General features: G+C 62.1%; 23 protein-coding genes and 1 tRNA gene. 12 read left to right on the top strand and 12 right to left on the bottom strand.

The features are described from left to right. Positions 1-3: 3 nt before the first annotated feature. From LB513_RS13400 to LB513_RS13380, 5 genes are all read right to left on the bottom strand, one after another. Complete coding sequence (locus LB513_RS13400; RefSeq protein ID WP_224663993.1) at positions 4-1,284, bottom strand: O-acetylhomoserine aminocarboxypropyltransferase; 1,281 nt, start codon at positions 1,282-1,284, stop codon at positions 4-6. A 149-nt stretch (positions 1,285-1,433) separates the two neighbouring features. Continuing rightward, entirely contained in the window at positions 1,434-1,955 is a 522-nt protein-coding gene (locus tag LB513_RS13395) for a CoA-binding protein (RefSeq protein ID WP_224663992.1), read from the bottom strand. Continuing rightward, positions 1,952-2,728, bottom strand: coding sequence for an AAA family ATPase (locus tag LB513_RS13390; protein ID WP_224663991.1), 777 nt, complete (start codon positions 2,726-2,728; stop codon positions 1,952-1,954). The genes LB513_RS13395 and LB513_RS13390 overlap by 4 nt, the downstream gene beginning before the upstream one ends. Next, the gene (locus tag LB513_RS13385; protein ID WP_224663990.1) at positions 2,728-3,150 is read right to left on the bottom strand and encodes a VOC family protein; all 423 of its coding nucleotides are present in this window, start codon (positions 3,148-3,150) and stop codon (positions 2,728-2,730) included. The genes LB513_RS13390 and LB513_RS13385 overlap by 1 nt, the downstream gene beginning before the upstream one ends. A 2-nt stretch (positions 3,151-3,152) precedes the next feature. After that, entirely contained in the window at positions 3,153-3,974 is an 822-nt protein-coding gene (locus tag LB513_RS13380; RefSeq protein WP_224663989.1) for an enoyl-CoA hydratase, read from the bottom strand. Between the two features lie 155 nt (positions 3,975-4,129). On the opposite strand from LB513_RS13380, the gene LB513_RS13375 reads away from it, so the two are divergent. From LB513_RS13375 to rpsI, 3 genes are all read left to right on the top strand, one after another. Beyond that, positions 4,130-4,594 carry a PaaI family thioesterase gene (locus LB513_RS13375; protein ID WP_224663988.1) on the top strand — a complete coding sequence of 155 codons (465 nt, stop codon included), beginning with the start codon at positions 4,130-4,132 and terminating at the stop codon, positions 4,592-4,594. A 217-nt stretch (positions 4,595-4,811) separates the two neighbouring features. Next, complete coding sequence (gene rplM, locus LB513_RS13370; RefSeq protein ID WP_140706841.1) at positions 4,812-5,276, top strand: 50S ribosomal protein L13; 465 nt, start codon at positions 4,812-4,814, stop codon at positions 5,274-5,276. A gap of 1 nt (position 5,277) precedes the next feature. Beyond that, positions 5,278-5,760, top strand: a complete 483-nt coding sequence (gene rpsI, locus LB513_RS13365; protein ID WP_224663987.1) for a 30S ribosomal protein S9 — start codon at positions 5,278-5,280, stop codon at positions 5,758-5,760. A 70-nt stretch (positions 5,761-5,830) separates the two neighbouring features. On the opposite strand, the gene LB513_RS13360 is transcribed toward rpsI, so the two are convergent. Further along, positions 5,831-6,730 carry a LysR family transcriptional regulator gene (locus LB513_RS13360; RefSeq protein ID WP_224663986.1) on the bottom strand — a complete coding sequence of 300 codons (900 nt, stop codon included), beginning with the start codon at positions 6,728-6,730 and terminating at the stop codon, positions 5,831-5,833. 90 nt (positions 6,731-6,820) lie between these two features. Between LB513_RS13360 and LB513_RS13355 the strand changes: the two genes are divergently transcribed. After that, a complete protein-coding gene (locus LB513_RS13355; protein ID WP_224663985.1) occupies positions 6,821-7,693 on the top strand; it encodes an aldo/keto reductase family oxidoreductase in 873 nt (290 codons plus the stop codon). A 58-nt stretch (positions 7,694-7,751) separates the two neighbouring features. On the opposite strand, the gene LB513_RS13350 is transcribed toward LB513_RS13355, so the two are convergent. Together LB513_RS13350 and LB513_RS13345 are read right to left on the bottom strand one after the other, a co-directional pair. Continuing rightward, on the bottom strand, positions 7,752-8,810 hold the full coding sequence (locus tag LB513_RS13350) for a glycerophosphodiester phosphodiesterase family protein (RefSeq protein ID WP_224663984.1): 1,059 nt from the start codon (positions 8,808-8,810) through the stop codon (positions 7,752-7,754). A gap of 96 nt (positions 8,811-8,906) precedes the next feature. Next, the gene (locus tag LB513_RS13345; RefSeq protein ID WP_224663983.1) at positions 8,907-10,112 is read right to left on the bottom strand and encodes an acyltransferase family protein; all 1,206 of its coding nucleotides are present in this window, start codon (positions 10,110-10,112) and stop codon (positions 8,907-8,909) included. A gap of 124 nt (positions 10,113-10,236) precedes the next feature. Between LB513_RS13345 and speB the strand changes: the two genes are divergently transcribed. Continuing rightward, a complete protein-coding gene (gene speB, locus LB513_RS13340) occupies positions 10,237-11,244 on the top strand; it encodes an agmatinase (protein WP_224663982.1) in 1,008 nt (335 codons plus the stop codon). 30 nt (positions 11,245-11,274) lie between these two features. Beyond that, complete coding sequence (gene argC / locus LB513_RS13335) at positions 11,275-12,201, top strand: N-acetyl-gamma-glutamyl-phosphate reductase (protein WP_224663981.1); 927 nt, start codon at positions 11,275-11,277, stop codon at positions 12,199-12,201. A 70-nt stretch (positions 12,202-12,271) separates the two neighbouring features. Here argC and LB513_RS13330 read toward each other — a convergent pair whose 3' ends face one another. After that, positions 12,272-13,363, bottom strand: coding sequence for a COX15/CtaA family protein (locus tag LB513_RS13330; protein ID WP_224663980.1), 1,092 nt, complete (start codon positions 13,361-13,363; stop codon positions 12,272-12,274). A gap of 150 nt (positions 13,364-13,513) precedes the next feature. On the opposite strand from LB513_RS13330, the gene LB513_RS13325 reads away from it, so the two are divergent. Beyond that, positions 13,514-13,729 (top strand): DUF2842 domain-containing protein, encoded by a 216-nt coding sequence (locus tag LB513_RS13325; RefSeq protein ID WP_224663979.1) that lies wholly within the window; start codon positions 13,514-13,516, stop codon positions 13,727-13,729. Between the two features lie 21 nt (positions 13,730-13,750). On the opposite strand, the gene LB513_RS13320 is transcribed toward LB513_RS13325, so the two are convergent. Further along, positions 13,751-15,964: a GumC family protein gene (locus LB513_RS13320; protein WP_224663978.1), complete on the bottom strand. Its 2,214-nt coding sequence runs from the start codon at positions 15,962-15,964 to the stop codon at positions 13,751-13,753. Positions 15,965-16,221: 257 nt separating this feature from the next. On the opposite strand from LB513_RS13320, the gene LB513_RS13315 reads away from it, so the two are divergent. Together LB513_RS13315 and LB513_RS13310 are read left to right on the top strand one after the other, a co-directional pair. Continuing rightward, positions 16,222-16,785 (top strand): polysaccharide biosynthesis/export family protein, encoded by a 564-nt coding sequence (locus LB513_RS13315; protein ID WP_224663977.1) that lies wholly within the window; start codon positions 16,222-16,224, stop codon positions 16,783-16,785. A gap of 396 nt (positions 16,786-17,181) precedes the next feature. Then, positions 17,182-18,717, top strand: coding sequence for an undecaprenyl-phosphate glucose phosphotransferase (locus tag LB513_RS13310; protein WP_224663976.1), 1,536 nt, complete (start codon positions 17,182-17,184; stop codon positions 18,715-18,717). A gap of 139 nt (positions 18,718-18,856) precedes the next feature. On the opposite strand, the gene LB513_RS13305 is transcribed toward LB513_RS13310, so the two are convergent. Next, positions 18,857-18,933, bottom strand: a tRNA-Pro gene (locus tag LB513_RS13305). Between the two features lie 105 nt (positions 18,934-19,038). Next, complete coding sequence (locus tag LB513_RS13300; RefSeq protein ID WP_224663975.1) at positions 19,039-19,500, bottom strand: YbaK/EbsC family protein; 462 nt, start codon at positions 19,498-19,500, stop codon at positions 19,039-19,041. Positions 19,501-19,797: 297 nt separating this feature from the next. Here LB513_RS13300 and LB513_RS13295 point away from each other — a divergent pair, with 297 nt between their 5' ends. The 3 genes from LB513_RS13295 to LB513_RS13285 all read left to right on the top strand — a co-directional run bounded on the left by LB513_RS13295 (position 19,798) and on the right by LB513_RS13285 (position 22,098). Beyond that, a complete protein-coding gene (locus LB513_RS13295; protein WP_224664245.1) occupies positions 19,798-20,391 on the top strand; it encodes a hypothetical protein in 594 nt (197 codons plus the stop codon). 174 nt (positions 20,392-20,565) lie between these two features. Then, positions 20,566-20,799 carry a hypothetical protein gene (locus LB513_RS13290; RefSeq protein WP_224663974.1) on the top strand — a complete coding sequence of 78 codons (234 nt, stop codon included), beginning with the start codon at positions 20,566-20,568 and terminating at the stop codon, positions 20,797-20,799. A 234-nt stretch (positions 20,800-21,033) separates the two neighbouring features. After that, positions 21,034-22,098, top strand: coding sequence for an ATP-grasp fold amidoligase family protein (locus tag LB513_RS13285; RefSeq protein ID WP_224663973.1), 1,065 nt, complete (start codon positions 21,034-21,036; stop codon positions 22,096-22,098). The last annotated feature ends 27 nt before the right edge of the window (positions 22,099-22,125 follow it).

Here is a 22,125-nt window from a genome sequence, read left to right as displayed (position 1 = left end):
GGATCAGACCTTGGCAAGCGCCTGCTCGAGGTCGGCGACGATGTCGTTGACGTCCTCGATGCCGATCGAAAGCCGGACCGTGTCCGGTCCGGCGCCGGCCTTCACCTTTTGCTCGTCGGAGAGCTGGCGATGCGTGGTCGAGGCCGGGTGGATGACCAGCGATTTGGTATCGCCGACATTGGCGAGATGCGAGAACAGCTCCAGCGCCTCGACGAACTTGACGCCTGCCTCGTAGCCACCCTTTAGGCCAAAGGTGAACACGGCGCCCGCGCCAAGCGGCGAATATTTCTTCTGCAGCGCGTTGTTCTTGTCACTCGGGAGGCCGGGATAGTTGACCCAGGCGACCTTGGGATGATTGGACAGCCAGCCGGCGACTGTCACCGCGTTGTCGCAATGGCGCTGCATGCGCAGCGGCAAGGTTTCAAGCCCCGTCAGGATGAGGAAGGCGTTGAACGGCGAGATGGCCGGGCCGAGATCGCGCAGGCCCAGCACGCGCGCCGCGATAGCGAAAGCGAAGTTGCCAAAGGTCTCGTGCAGGACCAGGCCGCCATATTCGGGGCGCGGTTCCGAAAGCATCGGATACTTGCCCGATTTCGACCAGTCGAACGTGCCGCCATCAACGATGGCGCCACCGATCGAATTGCCGTGGCCGCCGATGAACTTGGTCAGTGAGTGCACAACGATGTCGGCGCCATGCTCGATCGGCCGGATCAGGTATGGAGATGCCAGCGTGTTGTCGACAATCAGCGGCAAGCCGTGCTTGCGGGCGATATCGCCGATCTTCTCGATGTCGACGAAAGTGCCGCCCGGATTCGCGAGACTCTCGATGAAGATCGCCTTGGTCTTGTCGTCGATCTGGCTTTCGAATGTCGAGATGTCATTGGTGTCGGCCCAGCGCACCTCCCAGCCATAATTCTTGAAGGCATGGCCGAACTGGTTGATCGATCCGCCATAGAGCTTGTTGGCGGCAACGAAATTGTCGCCCGGGCGCATCAGATTATGGAAGACCAGCATCTGCGCGGCATGGCCGGAAGCGACCGCCAGAGCCGCCGTGCCGCCTTCAAGCGCGGCAACGCGCTCTTCAAGCACGGCCTGCGTCGGATTCATGATGCGGGTGTAGATGTTGCCGAAGGCTTTGAGCCCGAACAGGGAAGCGGCGTGGTCCGCGTCGTCGAAGACGTAGGAGGTCGTCTGGTAGATCGGCGTGGCGCGCGCCCCCGTTGCCGGATCGGGCTTGGCGCCGGCATGGACTGCGAGCGTGTTGAAACCGGGTGTACGGGTCACGGAAACCTCCCTCGATAAGTTCTGAAAATTCGCCGGGCATTCTTGGCGAAGCCCGGTCCGGAATGCAAAGAAGAAAATACCTTTCGGCGAGCGATACGCGGTGAACGCGGGAGAAAACCCGCTTCTTCCCGGAATAATATTCCTTCAGCCTATTTCTGGCGCACACCGAAGCTCTGGAAGCCAGAGCGCATCAGCGGCTTCTTCGACGACAGCACGCCGGAGTTGACGCCGGTCCAGCCGATCTCGCCCGACAGTTTGCCATATTCGATCTTGGGACAGCGGTTCATCACCACCTTGATGCCGGCCGCTTCGGCGCGCGCGGCGGCATCGTCATTGCGTACGCCAAGCTGCATCCAGATGACTTTCGGCAGCGGATCGAGCGCTAGCACCTCGTCAACGATGCCTGGTACCGCCGCAGCGGCGCGAAAGACATCGACCATGTCGATCGGTTCTGGAACGTCAGCGAGCCGCCCATAGGTCATCCGGCCGAGGATCTCGTTGCCGGCCTGGCCAGGGTTGATCGGGAACACCGAGAAGCCCTTGGCCAGCAGGTATTTCAGCACAAAGAAACTCGGGCGCACGTCATTGGCGGACGCACCGACCATGGCGATGGTCTTCACCGAATTGAGGACGCCGGCGATGTAGGCATTGTCGTAGCTGTCGTGGTTCATGCCTCATCCTCATACAGCGCCTCGGCGAGAAAACCATCCGGGTCGTTGCTGAAATCGCGCAGCATGCGGAAGTGGTCCGTATCTCTGAAGTCGGCGGGCTCGAGCCCAAAGCGACTGATGCGGAACAATTGCGCTCCGGGGCAAGCCATCAGCAGTGGCGAGTGCGTCGCCATGATCACCTGCGCGGTGCCGGACTGATCCATGCGCCGCAGCATCTTCAGCAGTTCGATCTGGCGCGATGGCGACAGCGCGCTTTCCGGTTCATCGAGGATGTACATGCCTTGTCCGCGGCAGCGCTCCTCGAAGAAGCGGATGAACCCCTCACCGTGCGACCAGGACAGGAAGTCCGGCGGCGCTCCGCCCACATCAAGCGCGGCCTGATCGAGATAGCGGGCGACCGAATAGAAGGATTCGGCGCGAAAGAACCAGCCGGCGGTGACTTTCGGCAGCCAATGCCCCCGCAAAGCGTTGGCAAGAGCGACGCCGCTTTTGTCGACGGCGCTGGAATGGTCCACGGGCCGATAGCCCTTCCCGCCGCCGGCCTCGTCGTATCCAGCCAAGGCGCCGATGGCTTCGAGCAGCGTAGATTTTCCGGTACCGTTCTCACCGACGATGATGGTGATCGGAGTGGTGAATTCCAACTCGAAAGCGCGGCCGCGAAACAGCGGCAGATTCCAGGGATAGTCTTGCCAGTCAGCGACGCGCTCGGGATCGAGCAGGATCCGCTTGAGATACGGCGCCTTGAGCCGCGTCAGTCGCTTGCGATAGGCCATCAATCGGGCAGTGAAATCGTGCCGTCTTCCGCGATTGGAAAGGCTGGATTGTGCGCCACTTCCCAGACGTGACCGTCGGCATCGGCGAAGTATCCGTACCAGCCGCCCCAGAAGGCCCGGCTGGCCGGCTTGACAATGCGGCCGCCGGCCTTCTCCGCCAAGGCCAGCACCTCATCGACTTCCGCGTCGGAGCGCGTGTTATAGGCGAGATAGACCGCGGAGGGGGCGTTGCCGAAAGCTATACCGGAATCCTCTTCGGCGCTGGCGCGCGGAAACAGGCCCAGAATAGCGCCGCCCATCTGGAAGAAGGCAACGCCATCGGTGATGCCGGCATGGCGGGTCAGGCCCATCGCCTCGTAGAAGCGTACGGCGCGATCGACATCGTCGGTGGCTATCGTGATGATGGAGATGCGCGGTTCCACGGCTACTCGTCCGTCCATTCCGGCTTGCGCTTGCCGATGAAGGCGCCGATCCCCTCCTCCGCATCGCGCGCCAGCATGTTCTCGACCATGACCCGACCGGTATGGGCATAGGCGTCGGTCAGCCCCATCTCGGCCTGTGCGTAAAAGGCCTCTTTGCCGGTCTTCACCACCGAGGATGACTTTGAAGCGATCGTCTGGGCGTATTTGGTAACGATCTGGTTCAGGTATTCACGCGGCACGACGCGATTGACCAGGCCGAAGTCCTTCGCTGTCGCCGCGTCGATCGTCTCGCCGGTCAAGAGCATCTCCATTGCCTGCTTGCGCGAGACATTTCGCGACAACGCCACCATAGGTGTCGAACAAAACAGTCCTATGTTGACGCCGGGCGTGCAGAACGTGGCCTCGTGCGAGGCGATCGCCAGATCGCAGCTGGCGACCAGTTGCAAGCCGGCGGCGGTGGCCAGCCCGTCGACCTCGGCAATCACCGGAAGCGGATGCCGCACGATCGCCTGCATCAATTGAGCACAAGCGGCAAATGTCTGTTCGAAGAACGCCCTGCCGCGATCGGGGTCGGCGCGGCGCGCGGTCATTTCCTTGAGATCGTGACCGGCACAGAAGACCTTGCCGGCGGCGGACAGGATGATGACGCGGACGGCCTTGTCGGTCCTGGCGCGCTCGAGTTCCGCCGCCAGCGCCGCCATCACAGCCAACGACAAAGCGTTGGCGGGGGGATTGGCGAGCGTCAGGCGCAGCACGCCCTTCTCAAGACGGACAGTGACGGGACCTTCGGCGACAGCCTGCTTGATGGCAACGATTTCCGCCACGCTCGCTTCCTCCGCTATTCCGGACCATGGTTGGACGACTGCAATCTAGTATGCCATCACGTTTCATCCAACACACTGCCATCAGAATGCTGGCACAAGGGACAAGAGCTTGCTGCCTTGTGATGGACCGGGACCACAGGAAGGGAGAGCTGGTCATGCCAGCCCAAAGCAATCTCAAGCCGTTGCTGAATGCCGTGCAGGTGAACGCGCTGATGGACACCGTCTATCCGCAGCTCAACGAGCAATTCCGATATTACGAGGCGCTCGACGTGTTCCCGGGGGGCTGTATCGTGCGGCTCAATGCCGGCGAACGGCACCTGCGGCCAGGCGGCACGGTGTCCGGCCCGTCGCTATTCACGCTGGCCGACATCGGCGGTTACGTGTGCGTGCTTTCCCACGCCGGGCCCGATGCGCTCTCCGTCACCACCAATCTCAACATCAATTTCGTCCGCAAGGCCGAGGCCGGACCCATCGACGGCCATTGCCGGATCCTCAAGCTGGGCAAGAGCCTGATGGTGTTCGATATAGACGTCGTCGCAGGGCCGGAAGGTCACACTGTGGCGCACGCCACGGGCACATACTCGATTCCGCCGAAACGAGACGGCAATGTGGTAAAATAATACCTTTTATCTAAACTATTGTTTATACTTACTTTTATCCTCTCCCGGACTTTTCGGTCGCCTTGACGCGTTCCCTTCCCTCCCCTATAAGCCCACACGAAGCAGCGGCCCGAAGGGGCCGCCGTTTTATTGTTGGCGGCGGGCAAGCGCCTCACCGCCAATCCAAGCAACAAGAAACGCCTTCCCTTGGTGAAGGTCCGAACCGAAAGCAGATAACATGACAACCTTTTCGCAGAAGCCTGCGGATGTGGTGAAGAAGTGGATCCTGATCGACGCCGAAGGTCTCGTCGTTGGTCGTCTGGCCACTGTCATCGCCAATCATCTTCGCGGCAAGCACAAGCCGACCTTCACCCCGCATGTCGACGACGGCGACAACGTCATCGTCATCAATGCCGACAAGGTGGTGTTCACCGGCAAGAAATTCACCGACAAAGTCTATTACTGGCACACCGGCCACCCCGGCGGCATCAAGGAGCGCACCGCGCGCCAGCTGCTCGAGGGCCGTTTCCCCGAGCGTGTCGTCGAAAAGGCCGTTGAGCGCATGGTGCCGCGCGGCCCGCTTGGCCGTCGCCAGATGAAGAACCTGCGCGTCTATGCAGGCGCCGAACATCCGCATGTCGCCCAGCAGCCCGAGACTCTCGACGTGGCCAAGCTGAATTCCAAGAACAAGAAGGTCGCATAAGATGGCTGAGCTTTCCTCGCTCGCAGAACTGGGCGCCGCCACCGGCAATTCCAACGCGCAGCCGGCCGCCCCCGTCCACGTCCAGAAGCTCGACAGATCGGGCCGCGCCTATGCCACTGGCAAGCGCAAGAACGCCATCGCGCGTGTCTGGGTGAAGCCCGGCTCGGGTAAGATCGTCGTCAACGACAAGGTGTTCGCAGAGTATTTCGCGCGCCCGGTCCTGCAGATGATCCTCAACCAGCCGATCATCGCGGCCAACCGCGCCGGTCAGTATGACATCGTCGCGACCGTCGTCGGCGGCGGCCTCTCCGGCCAGGCCGGTGCCGTGCGTCACGGCATCTCCAAGGCGCTGACCTACTATGAGCCGACGCTGCGCGCCGTGCTTAAGAAGGGCGGCTTCCTGACCCGCGACAGCCGCGTCGTCGAGCGCAAGAAGTACGGCAAGGCGAAAGCCCGCCGCAGCTTCCAGTTCTCGAAGCGCTAAGACTTCCGCATTTTGCTTTCATCGAAAGGCCGCCTCCGGGCGGCCTTTCTGTTTGTGCAGCCTGACAATGTCAGGATTTGCCTGATTTGATGAAATCGATGAACGCCCGCAGCGGGGCAGGCACCAGCCGGCGGCCGGGATAGTAGAGGAAGGGGCCGGAGAAGCTCTGCCACCACCGTTCGAGCACCGGCTCGAGGGCTCCGCTCTCGAAGTGTGGACGAAGCCAAGCCTCGAACAGGCCAACGATGCCGGTGCCGGCTATGGCGGCGTCGACCGCAAGGTCGACGGCCCCGCCGATTCGCACGATCAGCGGCCCCGGCGGATCGACCCGAACCACCTCTCCGTCCCGTTCGAACTCCCACGGCGGCATCGAACCGCTGGCAAACCGGCCGCGCAGGCAAGAGTGGGAAAGCAGGTCGCTCGGGTGTTCGGGCCGCCCATGGCGATCGAGATAGGCGGGGCTGGCGGCGGTGGCGAAATGCTGGAGGCGCGGCCCGATCGGCACAGCGATCATGTCCTGCTCCAGCCTCTCATCATAGCGGATGCCGGCGTCGCATCCGGCCGCCAGCACGTCGACAAAGTCCTCTTCGGCGATCACTTCGAGGCGGATACCCGGATAGGCGGCGAGGAAGCCGGGGATGATACTGGGCAATATCAGCCGCGCGGCGCTGACCGGGACATTGAGGCGCAGCGAGCCCGCGGGCCTGTCGCGAAAGCCATTCACCACGTCGAGTGCAGCTTCCACCTCCGACAGCGCCGGCCCCAGCCGGCCGAGCAGGCTGAGGCCAGCCTCGGTCGGCACCACGCTGCGCGTCGTGCGGTTGAACAGCCTGATGCCGAGTTGCGCCTCAAGGCGCCGCACCGCCTCGCTCAGGCCGGAGGCACTGCCTCCGCTCGCGCGCGCGCCATCGCGAAAGCCCCCGGCACGCGCCACCGTCACGAATGCGTTCAGATCGCCGAGATCAATCATTGTTCGCAATTCCGCACAGCCTGTTTGAATTGTAGCAGATTATCATGCGCTCGGCAGCGCCTATCTTCATCTCCTCAAAGGAGATCAATCATGTCCAACGTCCAGAAGTCCGGCACATACACTCTTGGCAGTCACACGGTGAAACGGCTTGGCTACGGCGCTATGCAACTCGCCGGACCGGGGGTCTTCGGGCCACCCAAGGACCATGGCGCGGCCTTGTCCGTGCTGCGCGAGGCGATTGCGCAAGGCGTCGACCATATCGACACCAGCGACTTTTATGGGCCGCATTTAACCAATCGGCTCATTCGCGAGGCGTTGGCGCCCTACCCCCAAGATCTCGTCATCGTCACCAAGATCGGCGCCGTTCGTGGCCCGGATGGATCGTGGCTGCCTGCCTTTTCCCCCGAAGCGCTCAGCGAGGCGGTGCACGACAATCTGCGCAATCTCGGACTCGACGTGCTTGACGTCGTCAATCTGCGGGTCATGTTCGACGTCCATGGCCCCGCCGAGGGATCCATCGAGGCACCGCTCACCGCTCTGGCCGAACTGCAGCGACAGGGCCTCGTAAGGCATATCGGGCTGAGCAATGTGACACCAACGCAGGTCGCGGAAGGACGCGCTATCGCCGAGATCGTCTGCGTGCAGAACCAGTACAATCTGGCGCATCGCGGTGATGACGCCCTGATCGACGACCTCTCCCGCGACGGCATCGCCTATGTCCCGTTCTTCCCGCTCGGCGGCTTCAACCCGCTGCAATCGTCCACTCTCTCGGCGGTGGCTTCGCGCCTCGACGCCACGCCCATGCAGGTGGCGCTTGCCTGGCTGCTCCAGCGCTCACCCAATATCCTGCTGATCCCAGGCACTTCCTCGGTTGAGCATTTGCGGGAAAACCTCGCGGCGGCCGAGTTGCGGCTGTCGGCGGACGTACTCGGTGAACTGGATGGGGTCGCGGAGGCGACGTGAGAACGCCCAGCGACCGCGCGCTTCGGCGGGGCTGGCCGTAGCGCCAGCGACCGCGTTCCTAGTTGATGCTCGCCGTTTTGGCGGGCTCGGCCGGCCGCGCCTGGACGGCGTAAGGCACACGGTAGCCGTTCTCCGACAGCCATTCGATCGCTGCCTTCGGCTCGTCGGTCTGGATGATGGTGACGCCGCGTTCGGCCCAGAAGCCCCAGGCTTCGGCGGGCAGGCTCGCCTTGACCGCCAGTTCGTCACCACGGCTGCCGGCGAGGAAGCCGCCCGGCTTGTTGACGATGGCGTAAGTGTCGGCCCAGATATGCCAATCGCCGCGCACCGCGGCTGCGCGCATGTGCGTGCTGAACAGCGGGCCGCCGGTCTCGGTCAATCTCTGGGCACCGTCCCGCCAGTTGATCAGTTCGATCGCCCGTGGCGAGAAGGCATGGTCGACAATGTTGGCGAAGCCGGAATCATGAACGGCATCGTCGGCGATGATAGGCATGAACTGAAAGCCGCCGGATATGGAATCCATGGCGGCCTTGACCGTGGAAATCCTGTTCTGATTCCACAGGTTCTCCTTGACGATGACCTGCTCGGCCATGCCGAGATGGCGCGCCACTGCGATCATGCCGGCGAGGTCGCCGAGTTCGAGCTTGTTGTCGAGATTGATAAGGATCCTGTCGCGGGTCGCGATCAGCATCTCGCGCAGCGTCGAAACCGTCTCGCCGGTGACGGCGCCGGTGCCTTCAACCACCAGCCGGCAGGATCTCAGCTTGGCCAGCGTGTAGGCGATGACCTCGCCCTTGCAGGTGGTGGTGCGGTCGAGCCAACTGTCGTGCATGACGACGAACTCTCCGTCCTTCGTGCGCCTGATGTCGACCTCGACGATTTCGACGCCGAGGGCAATCGAGCCTTCCACCGAAGCGATCGAGTTTTCCGCGTAGAGCGTTTTGGCCGCCTGCATGCTCCCGGCCCGATGGGCGGCCACCATGATGTGGTCGCGCCACTGGTTGGCATGCTCGAACCGATCGAGGATCTGCCGGGCGCGTGTTTCGGCGGCAAACGACTGACTGCAGAGCGCCGCCAGCATGGAGGAAATCAGAAGGCCCAGCCTGATGGTCCGCATTGAGAATCGCTCCTTGCCGGATCGAGACCCGGATAGGCGACATCAGTGACAGGACAGTGAACGAAGCCGGCTAGCTGCTTGTCGGGAGAGATGGCATCAGATGCGTTTCGACAACCGGCGGAACCAGGCGATCGCAGGCATTTCGACAAAGCGCCAGGTGACCCAGGAGGCGGCGATCGTGGCGACGAGCATGACGATGATTGCGCCTGCTCCGATCGTGCCATCGGTAAAACCCGTCGCCTGCTGTCCACGCAGCACGAAGTCGCCGATCAGGCCGAAGCCGAGCTTGCGCTCGATGAGCCCGGCGACGTTGATCAGCCGCGCCTGGACGAAGATGTGGACCATGTAGATCGAATAGGACAGCGAACCAAGCGTCAGCATGAACGGGCTCCGAAGCAAGGCGCTGATCCAGCCGCCTTCATGAGCGAAAAGAAACAGCGCCAAGGCGAATATCAACGGCGCCGCGATGCCGAAGTCGTTGTCGCCCGCCGTCGAGACGAACAGGAAGATGACCGCCATCATGACGATCTCGGCAAGGGTCCAAAATAAGCGCGGCCCGCCAGCCAGCGCCTGTCGCGCTGCTGCAATGGAATCACGGTGGAACCAAGCAAGCAATGCGCCGAGCGAGAAACCGTACAGGCAGCGGATGAAGCCGAAATCGAAGGACACATCCATATAGTGGGTCGAGAAGCCGAGCAGGAAGAGCGGTGCGGTGACGGCTGATGCAAGGAACCAAACCCAAGCGCGAGCCCCAGCGACATACACAACGCCCGCAAACAGCAGATAGGCGAAGAACTCGGCCGAAATGCTCCAGCTCGGCGCATTCCAGGTCAGCTGGTCCTCGAAACCGACACCCTGCAGCAGGAGCAGATTGGTAAGCAGGCTCTTGATGTCGAAACCGCCCGTAAAGGGTGCGGCTCCGGTCCCATGCAGTTGCGGCAGCAGCAGCCGCAGCAGTTCGAAGCCGGCAAAAGCGGCAAGCATGAAGAGATGAAGAGGATAGATGCGGCCGAAGCGAACCAGCGCGAAGCGCGCGACGTCCTCCGGCTGGTTCAGCCGGCCGCCGTAGCTGCTGGCAATGACGAAACCCGAGAGGACGAAGAAGAAGTCGACGAAGAGATAGGACGAACCAATGAAGGCGCTTTGCGACACCGTCGAACCGGTCGGAAAATGGAACAGCGCCACTAGAAGAGCGCAGATGCCGCGCCAGGAATCGAGAACGAGAAAGCGTTGGCCGGCAATCGTGCCGTCGCGGGTCGACACCAGGGCCCGAGCGGGATTAAGAAACGCCGTCTGCGTCATGATGGCACAAATCCTGTTCTGCCGTGGCACCCGAGCGGCGCGTTCTCGTCTCCCCAAGCCGTGACTGGCATCTTCCGTGCCGGTTCTGTAGTTGTTGCACCCCGATGAACAGCGAGGATCCGTAATGGCGAACACCACCATCGACCATGCCTTCACCGCCGGCTCCATGACTGGCGCCGCCTTCGAGCCGACCTATTCGGGCGCGCTGTCATTCATGCGGCGCAAATACACCAAGGACGTGAAGGGCGCCGACGCGGTCGTGTGGGGCATCCCCTTCGACGCGGCCGTCACGAACCGGCCCGGCGCCCGTTTCGGACCGCAGGCGATTCGCCGCGCCTCGGCGATCCTCGACAACGACCCGCAATATCCGTTCTCGCGCGATCTGTTCGAGCATCTGGCCGTGGTTGACTATGGCGACTGCCTGCTCGATTCGGGAAACCATCAGAAGACGCCGGGCACGATTGAACGGGAGGCAGCCGATATTCTTAAGTCCGGCGCTTTCCTGCTGACGCTCGGCGGCGACCATTTCGTGACCTGGCCGTTGCTGAAGGCGCATGCCGCCATCCACGGCCCCCTCGCCCTTGTGCAGTTCGACGCCCACCAGGATACCTGGCCCGACGATGGCAAGCGCATCGACCACGGCTCGTTCGTCGGCCGCGCGGTGAAGGAAGGCATCATCGATCCCGACCGGTCGATCCAGATCGGCATCCGTACCCACGCGCCCGACACGTTCGGCATCAAGATCCTGCATGGCCACGAAATCGAGGAGATGCGGGCGTCGGACATCGCCTACGCCATCGTCGACCGCACCGGAGGCAAGAAGACCTATCTTACCTTCGACATAGACTGCCTCGATCCGGCCTATGCGCCAGGCACCGGCACCCCGGTTGCCGGCGGGCCATCCTCGGCGAAGATCCTCTCGACGCTGCGGCAGCTTACCCAGATCGATATTGTCGGCGCCGATGTCGTGGAGGTTGCGCCAGCCTATGATCACGCCGATATAACGGCAATCGCCGGCTCCATGGTGGCCATGCAATATCTGGGCCTGCTGGCCGAGCGAAAAGCGCGGCAACAGGAGCTGAGCAATGGCGGTCACAGTGCTGCCGCGATGAATCACGGTCACGGCATATAGTCATGAAATATCAGGGAATTTGATCGATCCATGAAACCGAAAATCTTCATCGATGGCGAGCACGGCACCACTGGCCTGCAGATCCGGACACTGCTTGCCGAGCGCGGCGATCTGGAGATCATTTCGATACCAACCGAACGTCGCAAGGAAACGGCGGCGCGTTCCGAATTCCTCAACGCCGCTGACGTCGCCATCCTGTGCCTGCCCGATGACGCCGCCATTGAAAGCGTGTCGCTGATCTCCAACGACAACACCAAGGTCATCGACGCGTCGACGGCGCATCGCGTGGCGGACGGCTGGGCCTACGGCTTTCCCGAGATGGACAAGGAACAGCCGAGGACGATCGCCTCGGCCAAGCGCGTGGCAAACCCCGGCTGCTGGCCGCAAGGGCCAATCGCAACGCTGCGCCCGCTGGTCGCATCGGGCCTGTTACCGCCGGACTTCCCCATCACCGTCAACGGCATTACCGGCTATTCGGGCGGCGGACGGCCGATGATCGAGGATTATGTCGCCAAGGGCGAAGATGCCTCCGAATTCCTGCCCTACGGCCTCACCTTACAGCACAAGCACGTGCCGGAACTCCGCGCCTATTCGAAATTGTCGCATGATCCGATCATGCAGCCGGCGGTCGGCAATTTCGCGCAGGGCATGATCACGGTGGTGCCGCTGCAGCTCGGCGGTCTCGACCATGTGCCGACCGGCGCGGAACTGCACGCCGCGATCGCCGACCATTTCGCGGCCATCAAGGGCGGTGTGGTTGAAGTCGCCCCCTATGCGAATCTCGAGCGCGTGCCGGAGATCAACCCTGAGATCTACAACGGCACCAACCGCATGAAGGTCTATGTCTTCGCCAACGACAAGCGCGCCCAGGCCTTGCTGGTGGCGGTCTACGACAATCTCGGCAAGGGCGCCTCGGGCGCCGCCGTCCAGAACATGGACCTGATGCTCGGCCTCTGATGCACGAAGCATTTCACGCGCGCTGCGAGGTCAGCGCGCGGTCGGGCGAGTTCTTGCTCTAACCGTCGGATTAGTTCCGAAGCGCGATGCCATGTGGCAAGGGATAAGCACCCTTCGTGCCACGCCAATGCGCTGCCGCAAATCCAAGCAGGACAAGGGCGAATGCCTGATGCGTCAGCGCCAGGTGTAGGGGCACATGCATCAGCAGCGTCGCGATGCCGATCGACGCCTGCGCTGCCACGGCCAGGAAGAGCAGCGTCGCGCGCCGCGTATGGGTCGAACCCGGCTGCCGCCGATGGGTCGCGATCATGTGCCACAAGGCGAGGATGAACACCGTATAGGCGCCGAGCCGATGGACGAACTGCACCGTCTTTGGATTCTCGAAGAAATTTCGCCACGCCGGCTCGAGCAGCAGGAGATCGGCCGGGATGACCTTGCCGTCCATCAACGGCCAGGTGTTGTAGCTCAAGCCGGCGTCGAGTCCGGCGACCAGGCCCCCGAGATAGATTTGAACCAGCGCCATAAGCACGATGACGCCGGCCAGTCGCTGCGTGGGTCGATCCGCGGCAGGTTCCGAATGCGGCGCCAGCCCGCGCGCCACCACCATCGTGGCGGTGAAGATCAACGCGGCAAGCGTAAGATGGGTCGCGAGCCGATACTGGCTCACGGAGACCCGATCGACGAGCCCGGACGCCACCATCCACCAGCCGATGGCGCCCTGCAGGCCGCCAAGCAGCAGAATGCCCACCAGTTTCGGCCCCAGCCCGCGCTCGATGCGGCGAGTCGCCCAGAACACTAGCAGCGGCAACGCAAAGACCATTCCGACGCTGCGAGCCAGGACGCGGTGCGCCCATTCCCACCAGAAAATGGACTTGAACGCCGCAAGGCTCATGCCCTTGTTGAGCTCGGCATATTGCGGAATGCGCTGATAGAGCTGGAACTCCTCCTGCCACTCGGCGTCGTTGAGCGGCGGGATCACCCCGTGGATCGGCTTCCACTCCGTAATCGACAGGCCGGAATCTGTGAGTCTGGTGGCGCCGCCGACCAGCACCAGCGCAAACAGCACAAGAAGCACAATGTAAAGCCAGCCTCGCACCAGCGCCCGGTTATGCAGGTCGCGGTCGCGGGCTAGGAAAGGCTCGGCAAGGGATATGGCAGCCATGGTCTGGTACCGGCGTTTGTTTGGCGGATTGGTGAACCAACGCACCGTTGCTGGCAAGTCCAGGCAGCGCGGCACGCCGTCGCGCCGGGTCCGCCGGGTTGCGCGCGTCTTCCGTTCGGCCTAAGCCATAGCCATCAAAGAGACCGCGACATGTCCATGCGCCTGAAAAAGCTGATCGGAACATTCCTGCTGTTGGCGCTGGTCGTCATCTATGCGCTGGTGGCGTCGATCTTCGCCGTCGCCCGGCTGTCAGAGTCCGGGCCGTGGGTGCATTTTCTGTTCTTCCTGCTTAGCGGCCTGCTGTGGGTGCTGCCGGCAATGGGCATCATCAAATGGCTGATGCTGGAACAGCGACCCAAGCGCTGAAGTTCCGATTGATCGTTACGTTTACGCAGCGGTTCGGCGTCCATACACCGGCCAGCCAGGCTGCTGGTGGCGTCGCGGCGTCACCAATGTCAGGTCCGGATATCCGCTTTCGATCAGATGGTGCGCGGCCTGCGCCACCTCCTTGTCGGGTTCCAGCATGGACAAGAAGACCTCTGTGGCATCGCCGGTCACACGGCTGATGCCTGCCGCGTCGGCGGGACCGCATTCGACCACCACCAGATCGTAGGCGGTAGCCAGCGATTGCATGATGATGGGCAGACGATCGGCAGCGCGCATGGCGCGGACCGGATCAGCGGTGCCCACGGGAATGACGTGGCAGTCGGAATAGAGATCCGCGTGGATGACATCGCTGAACTGGGCTTCCGAAGCGAGCAGGTTGGTGATGCCAGCGAACAGTCTGCCGTCCAGCATAGGCCGCGACGCCGCACCCGCAGCAGTGAGGTCGAGCAGCAGCACACGCAGGCCCGCGTCGGAGACCTCACGCGCCACAAGCACGGCCGAGGCAGCCGCCTCGTCGCCTTCCGGCGAGACGAATATGGCGCGGGCCGTGCCGCTTGCGATCAGTCTCTCAGCCGCGCTTTCTATGCCGATCTCACCCAGGACAGAATGTACCGGCTCGCGCGCAGTCACGGTTTGGTCCCGAGCCACCGGCTCGGCGTGCGCGGCAAATCGGTCGTTGGCGACCGTTTGAACCGACGGAATCGGCGCGGCAGCCGCAACGCCCCCCTCAAAGGGCCCAGGCCGCAGGGTCGGTTCAGGTGGCGCCGTCCCGTCGGCAGCGCGATCCTGGAACGTGTCGACAATCGGTTCCTGTCGGATCGCAGGCATCTCCACCTCGTCGATGCGCTCGAAGCGGGCGCCGGCTGCCGGCCGCATGGCTCGTCCGGAAAACAGCTGTTGCAGTAGGGTCGCGATGGCCATGATCAGCAGGGAACCGGCGAAGGCAGCGCCGACGGTCGGCAACACTTTCGGGAAATAGGGCTCTGAAGGCACCTCGGCTTCGGACAGGATGCGGACGTCGACCGGAGGATAGCTGCCCTCTTTGCCTGACTGCCCGGCAAGATAGCTGGCCTGATAGGTTTCGAGCTGCCGGCGCCTGGCATTGGCGTCGCGCTGCAGCGCGTCAAGTTCGACCTGCTGCTCACTGGCACGCGCCGCCGCGGGTTTGAGCGTGTTGACGTCGGCGAGGAGCTTGGTCTCACGCGCCTGCGCGGTCTGTGCCTGCATCGCCAGGCCCCTCATGACCTTCTGAGCCTCGTTGCGGATCTGGCCGTCCAGATCTGCAAGCTGGGACTTCAGCGCACGGATACGCGGATGATTGTCCAGCAGGGTGATGGAGAGGTCGGCAAGGCTGGCCCTGAGTTCGACACGCCGCCCGCGCAGACGCTGGATCAGGTCCGAAGACGAGAGCTCGGGCACCACATCAAGAGAACCGCCGCCCTGCAATGCCTTTCGCACGCTGTCGGCGCCTGCTTCCGCAGACGCACGGGTGGCACGCACGCGCAGCAATTCACTCGACAATTCCGATAGCTGCTGCGTGGCGAAAACCGCGCTGTCGGCGCCCACCCCGGAGTCGGATTGCGACCGGTAATTTGCGACCTTGGCCTCGGCATCCTTTACCTGCTGCTGCAGGTTCGCGTACTCGGGGCCAAAAAAGGAGGTCTCGGCAGAGTTTGAACGGATCTTGGCGCTGCCCCGTGTAGCGATATAGGCTTGAGCGATCGCATTCGGCACGGCTTCGGCAAGCTCGGGGTCCTGCGAGGAAAATTCGATGGCTATGACGCCGGTCTTTTCCACGCCGTGGACATTGAGCACGTCGCGCATCTTATTGAGCACGCGCTCTTCAGCCGGTATTTCTTGCGGGTCGCTCCTGAGGCCGGCAATAACGAGCAGCTTGGTGAGCGAGGACATATTGGTTGCGTCGTCGAATTCGGCCAGCTGCGCGAGGTTGAGCTTGAGCGCAACCTGCTTGAGGATGTCGCTCGACGAGACGATCTGCACCTCGGTAGCGATCCCCTGCTTGAAGGATGCGCCTGTCTCGATCTTGATCTGCGCTTCAGCCTTGTAGTGCCGCTCGGCCGTCATGGAGAAGGCGAATGCCGCCCCTGCCACCGCTAAGGCGATGACCAGCATGCGTAGCCAGTTGCGCGCCAGGCGTGCGACGCGCGGCCTTGGGTAGATTTCGACATCTGCGGCCGTGGACTGAACGGACATGCATGCGTACTCCGGCACTGTGTCGTACGAACGTAAACAAACATGGTAAATCAGGCGTAAAGATCTTGGCAGCGCTCGCGTGACGGCTCTGCTTGCTTGACCGAATGGCGGCGACAAAATCCACTGGTTGAGGCCATAAGCGCGACGAGGCTTCGGCATCCCTTTACCCGCCATTAACCCTAACAGGATGATAACGGACCTTGATCCCTGATGTTTGCCGCGACGAGCGGCGGCCAGCCGAAGGTACGTGTCCGGTCATGAAAAGCACTGCTTCCCTGCTTCGCGCGCTTCTTGCCGTTTCGATGCTCGCAGGCTGTTCCAGCTACCGACCGACGCCTGCGGCCTTCCACGAGGTGCTCGAGCAGCCCTATCGGCTGGGCGCTGGTGACCGCATTCGTGTCACCGTGTTCGAGCAGGAAGGGTTGACCAACACCTACAGCGTCGACCAATCCGGCTATCTTTCCTTCCCGCTTGTCGGCGCCATACCAGCACGCGGCCACACAGCGCAGCAGATGGAAAAGGAAATCGCCGACAAACTTCGACAGGGTTACCTGCGCGATCCCGACGTGTCGGTCGAAATCGATCGCTACCGACCGATCTTCGTCATGGGCGAAGTCGGCGCCTCCGGCCAGTATTCCTATGTTGCCGGCCTGACCGTGCAGAAGGCGATCGCCATTGCCGGCGGCTTCACACCGCGGGCGAACCAGGAAAGCGTCGACATCACCCGCGACATCAACGGCAAGGTAATGACCGGCCGCGTGATCACGTCCGATCCGCTTCTGCCGGGCGATACGGTCTACGTACGCGAACGCCTGTTTTGAATGACCAGGCGTGGCGGGTATCCGCAGGATCGTTCATTGCTTCGCTCACCACGCCGGTGCAGCGGCGGCCTTGGGCAAATATCGGATCATCAAAAGGATTGTGGCCGGACGTATTGCACGGTCAGGCGCCGAGTAGCGCCTCTGCCGTCCGTTCGGCCTATTGTTGCGGGTATCAAGGTTTTGCGTAGCCCGCCTCTACCTGCCGCACGGAGAGCGCCCGGGCCATGACCGAAACACGAGAGCCGGGACAATCATCTTTGCGATAGAGCGCCTCATGGGGCGCGTATTTGGCTGCGTCGGGCGAATATCTCTGAGCCTTTTCAAAGCCACGCATTGTTAAAAGGCTTTCTTAGCTCTCTTTTTGCTATACATCGAGGGCAAGCTTGCGGAAAGCCCATGAACGAGATCGATCCCGCGCGCCGCTTTTCATCGGAGGCAGTGCGCAAAATTGAGACGCCCGCCAGCGGTGAAGCGCCCGGCGGCATGAATGACGTCGCCCGCCAGGTCGCTTCACAATACAGGCGCGATACGATGTCGCCAATTATGGTCAGCGGCGTGCTTCGTATTGTCGAATTCGCCGTGCTGTTCCTGTCCGGGCTGCTTGTTTATTTCAATTATGTCGGCTTCTTCACCTACCTTGCCTGGCAATATCCTCTGACCATCGCCTCTGCCTCCTTCCTCGCCGTGCTCCTGCTCGACGTCACCGATTGCTACCAGCTGCCCTCCCTGATGCGGCCGATCGTCAGCCTTGGCCGGATCCTGGTCGTCTGGGCCGGCACTTTCGCGCTCATGGCGCTGACAGCGTTCGTCATGAAAATGTCGGGCGACTATTCGCGTCTCGTGTTCGGCACTTGGTTTGTCGTCGGCTTCGCACTCATCATTGGTCTCAGAGTGGTGATGTCGAGGCTGATTCGCCGCTGGGCGCGCGACGGCCGCATGGAACGCCGCGCCGTCATCGTCGGCGGCGGCAAGGCGGCGGAAATCCTGATCCGCTCCGTCGAGAAGCAGCCCTACAACGACATCCGTATCTGCGGCATCTTCGATGACCGCGGCGACAAGCGCTCGCCGCCCATCGTCGCCGGCTATCCCAAGCTCGGCACCGTTTCCGAACTGATCGAATTCGCCCGCATCGCGCGCATAGACATGCTGATCGTCTCGCTGCCGGTGACTGCAGAAACGCGCGTTCTGCAGTTGCTCAAGAAGCTTTGGGTTCTACCGGTCGACATCCGCCTATCGGCGCATTCCAACGCGCTGCGGTTCCGCCCGCGCGCCTATTCCTACATCGGCTCGGTGCCGATGCTCGACATATTCGACAAGCCCATCAACGACTGGGATTCGGTCGCCAAGCGCGCCTTCGACATCGTCTTTTCCCTGATCGGGATCGTGGTCTTTTCGCCGGTGATGCTGGCCACGGCGATCGCCATCAAGCTGGACAGCAAGGGACCGGTGCTGTTCCACCAGAAGCGGCACGGTTTCAACAACGAGGTCATCGAGGTCTACAAGTTCCGGTCGATGTACACCGACAAGGCCGACCCGACAGCCAAGCAGACCGTGACCAAGAACGACCCGCGCGTCACCCGCGTCGGCCGCTTCATCCGCAAGACCTCTATCGACGAACTGCCGCAGTTCTTCAACGCGCTGCTCGGTTCACTGTCGCTTGTAGGGCCGCGCCCGCACGCAATCGCCGCGCAGTCGCACAATCTTCTCTACAATGAAGTGGTCGATGGCTATTTCGCGCGCCACAAGGTCAAGCCCGGCGTCACCGGCTGGGCGCAGATCAATGGCTGGCGTGGCGAGATGGACACCAACGAGAAGATCCGCATGCGCACGGAATTCGACCTCTATTACATCGAGAACTGGTCGCTGCTGTTCGATCTCAAGATCCTGCTACTGACCCCGCTGCGCCTGCTGAATACGGAAAACGCGTATTGAGCGTGGGGGAACTTAGGTAGGCAGGCAAGCTTCATTTGGTCAGCAACGGCTTTGCTTAGAGCGGGCCTTCTGATGAGGCTGGCTACACCAAATGGTCTACAGCCACCTCTGGGGGAAGTGGTAAAGTCTTTGTTTATGTTGGTCGGAGTGGCCGGATTCGAACCGACGACCCCTTGACCCCCAGTCAAGTGCGCTACCGGGCTGCGCTACACTCCGGACCGGTCGCGATGTATCGTGATAACCCCGCTCCGGTCAACCGAAATTCGGCGACCGCCATACGTTGCTTTGCCAATGCTGGCGAGCCCGGCAATGCGGGCCGCCCTACCCCTGGCACACATCCACCCACTCCGCCCCGGTGAGCTCGGCCATCCTCTGCGGCGTGATCCGCACAGCGGCATTGGTCGCGCCGGCGGCGGGCACGACCTCCTCGAATTCGCGCAACGACACATCGCAGAAAACCGGGAGCGGCGCAGGCAGGCCGAACGGGCAGACGCCGCCGACAGGATGGCTCGTGGCGGCGACAACCTCTTCAGCATCGAGCATGCGTGGCTTGCCACCGAACCGGTCCTTGAATTTCCTGTTGTCTAACCTGGCAATGCCGCTGGTGACGACGAGCATGGTGCGATCGCCAACCCGCAGGCAGATCGTCTTGGCAATCTGCGCCGGCAACACGCCATGGGCCTCGGCCGCCAGCGCCACGGTCGCCGAACTCGCCTCCGTCACGATGACCTCGATGTCGGGCGCATGGGCGGCAAAGAAGGCACGAACGGAGTCCAGGCTCATTATTGAACACCATGGTTCGTTACTTTTGGCGGTGCCGGAAATTGGTTCATGGCCGCGGATATAAACACGCTCAGGTCGCAGGTCGGCAAGCCCGTTTTGCGAAGAACAGGCGTCAAAAAACTTAACGCGCCAAGGAGGCCAAGCAATTGACCGGCTGAGTGATGCGGGAATTCGATCAATTTCAATTGAGTTCGGAGCTGGCCGAATTGATCGCGGTTTCTGCTGGTTCGAGCGTTGATTGACTGTCGCTGGCATTCGATCCGGCCAGCCTTTTGAAGGATAAACACAGTGAAACCGATGACGTCTGTCGCTCTGGGCCTTGCTCTCCTGGTCGCGGGAACAGGGTTAGCCCAAGCCGATGCCATGCGCGTACGCGGCACTGTCGTTGGCTTCGATGGGTCGCTGTTGACCGTGAAGACCCGCGACGGCAGTCTGGATGCGATCAAGCTCGCAGCCGGCTGGAAAGTTTCCGGCGTCGCCAATGCATCCATAAAGGACATCAAGCCGGGTGATTTCCTCGGCATCGCGTCGGTGCCGAAAGCCGATGGCGGCAGCGGCGCCCTGGAAGTGGTGATCTTCCCCGCGGCGTTGAAGGGCACAGGCGAAGGTGATCGTGCGTGGGACCTGCAGCCTAATAGCCGCATGACCAACGGTACCGTCGCCGATGTCACCGACATCAATGGGCGCGCGGTCACGCTGACCTATGACAATGGCCAGACGAAGAAGATCGCGATTCCCGACAACACGCCTGTCGTGACATTTGCAACCGCCACACAGGCCGATCTGAAGCCGGGCGCGACCGTGTTCGTCAACGCCGAGCGTCAGGGCGACGGCACGTTGAGTTCCAGCCGCGTCGTGGTCGGGAACAATGGCGTGGTCCCTCCAATGTAGGCCAGGGGCCGGCTCTTCGCGATAACCAGCAACAGCGCGATTGCGTCGGACACGCTCCAGAAACGAAAAGCTACAATCTGGAAAAACTCGCGAAAAAATTCGGGAGCTTAATCTCCTGCGCGGCGATCGGACTATCGATCCGGTTCAAACCCACCCACCAAAAGGAAACGATCCATGACCAAGTCTCTTATTTCGGCCTTCGGCCTTGCAATTGCCCTTGCCTTGACGGTCCCCGTCATCGGCGCGACGAGCGCGGATGCGGCTCAGATGAGAACGATGCATCACCATCATCATCACCATCGTCACTGGGTCCGCCACCACCGCTGGCATCACCGTCACTGGCATCACCACCATTGGCACCACCACCATGTCGAGAAGGTCGTGCGGAAGGAAATCAAGAAAATCTGACCGCCGCAGATCGCAAGAGAGAGGATCGGCCCTGGTGTCTGGTCAGGGCTGGTCTTCTCCACGTGCCGGACCATAATCAGCCGCTGCTTCGCGGCCTCGACATTTCCGGGGCAAAAGATCCGTTGCGGTCGCGGCCAATCTATTAGGCGACGGTAATTTGCGCTACGCCAAGGGAGAAGCTTGACCGGCGAGACTGCCGGGCGAGGCTACGCCAACGGGCCAAGGTATTGCTGGATGACCGCCAAGGCGGATGTTTCGCGCGGCAGCCGCATTGTCCTGGCGATCGCGCGCGCGTGGCTTACCCTCCGGCATCCGTTCCTGATCCTGCGGTTCGTGCGGCGGCTTGGCTATCTGCCAAATCCCGCCGTCCCTGAAAGTTACCATGAGCGCATGCTCTGGCGAAAACTTGTCGACCGCAACCCGCTCTTCGTGACGTTGACCGACAAGCTCGCCGCAAAAGCCTATATGCGGGGCGCCGATCCCGGCTTGAAGCTTCCCGCAACGCTGTGGTCCGGGTCAGACCCCGCTGCAATCCCGCAAGCTTTGCTGGATGGCGACCTGGTGGTTAAGGTCAATCACGGCTGCGATATGAACATCTTCGTGTCGGATGGGCTACCCAACCGCGCCGCCATCATCCATCGCACAAACCGCTGGCTTAAACGGCGCTTCGGTGTGCGCGACGGGGAATGGTCCTATTGGCCGATCGTGCCGGCAGTTTTTGTGGAAGAACGGCTGGTGCTGTGCGGAGGCACGGTCGCCACCGACATCAAGGTGCATGTCTGCGGTGGAATCATTTGCCACGTATGGGTGGAGGATACACAAGCCGATCGGTCGCTGCTGTTCGACCGCAATGCCGTTCCTATGCCAGGCCGCGATCCGGACTATCCTCGCGAGGACCAGGCCCTGCCGGTCAATGAGCGGCTGCTCGCCCATGTCCGCGAGGCGATCTCGCTCGCGCCCCGCATCGCCGGCGATCTCGATTACATCCGTGTAGACTTCCTCGTGGCGGAAGACGGGCTCTATGGCGGCGAGATCGCTGTCTACACGGCGGCGGGCTACGCCACCTGGACTAACCCGGCTATCACTGCCGAAATCGAGCGATGCTGGCAGCTCGGCCAGTCGGCGTTTATGCGCCGGCAGCACAGGGGCTTCGCGCGCCTCTATGCCCATTCGCTTAGCGCCAGCATTCAAGCCAAAGCGCGAAATGAGTTCGGTCCGCCAGCTGATCGCCCACTTGACGTCGCGCTTGCTAGAGCGTTTCACGTTTTGACGGAAGCGTATCCTGCGTTTTCAAAGTAGTTCCTGCATTCGGTTGCCTCGATGGTT

The sequence above is a fragment of the Mesorhizobium sp. ES1-1 genome (assembly GCF_020164785.1).
GTDB lineage: Bacteria > Pseudomonadota > Alphaproteobacteria > Rhizobiales > Rhizobiaceae > Mesorhizobium.
The sequence above is the reverse complement of the archived record's forward strand: the minus strand, read 5'-3'. Positions and strand labels throughout refer to the sequence as shown.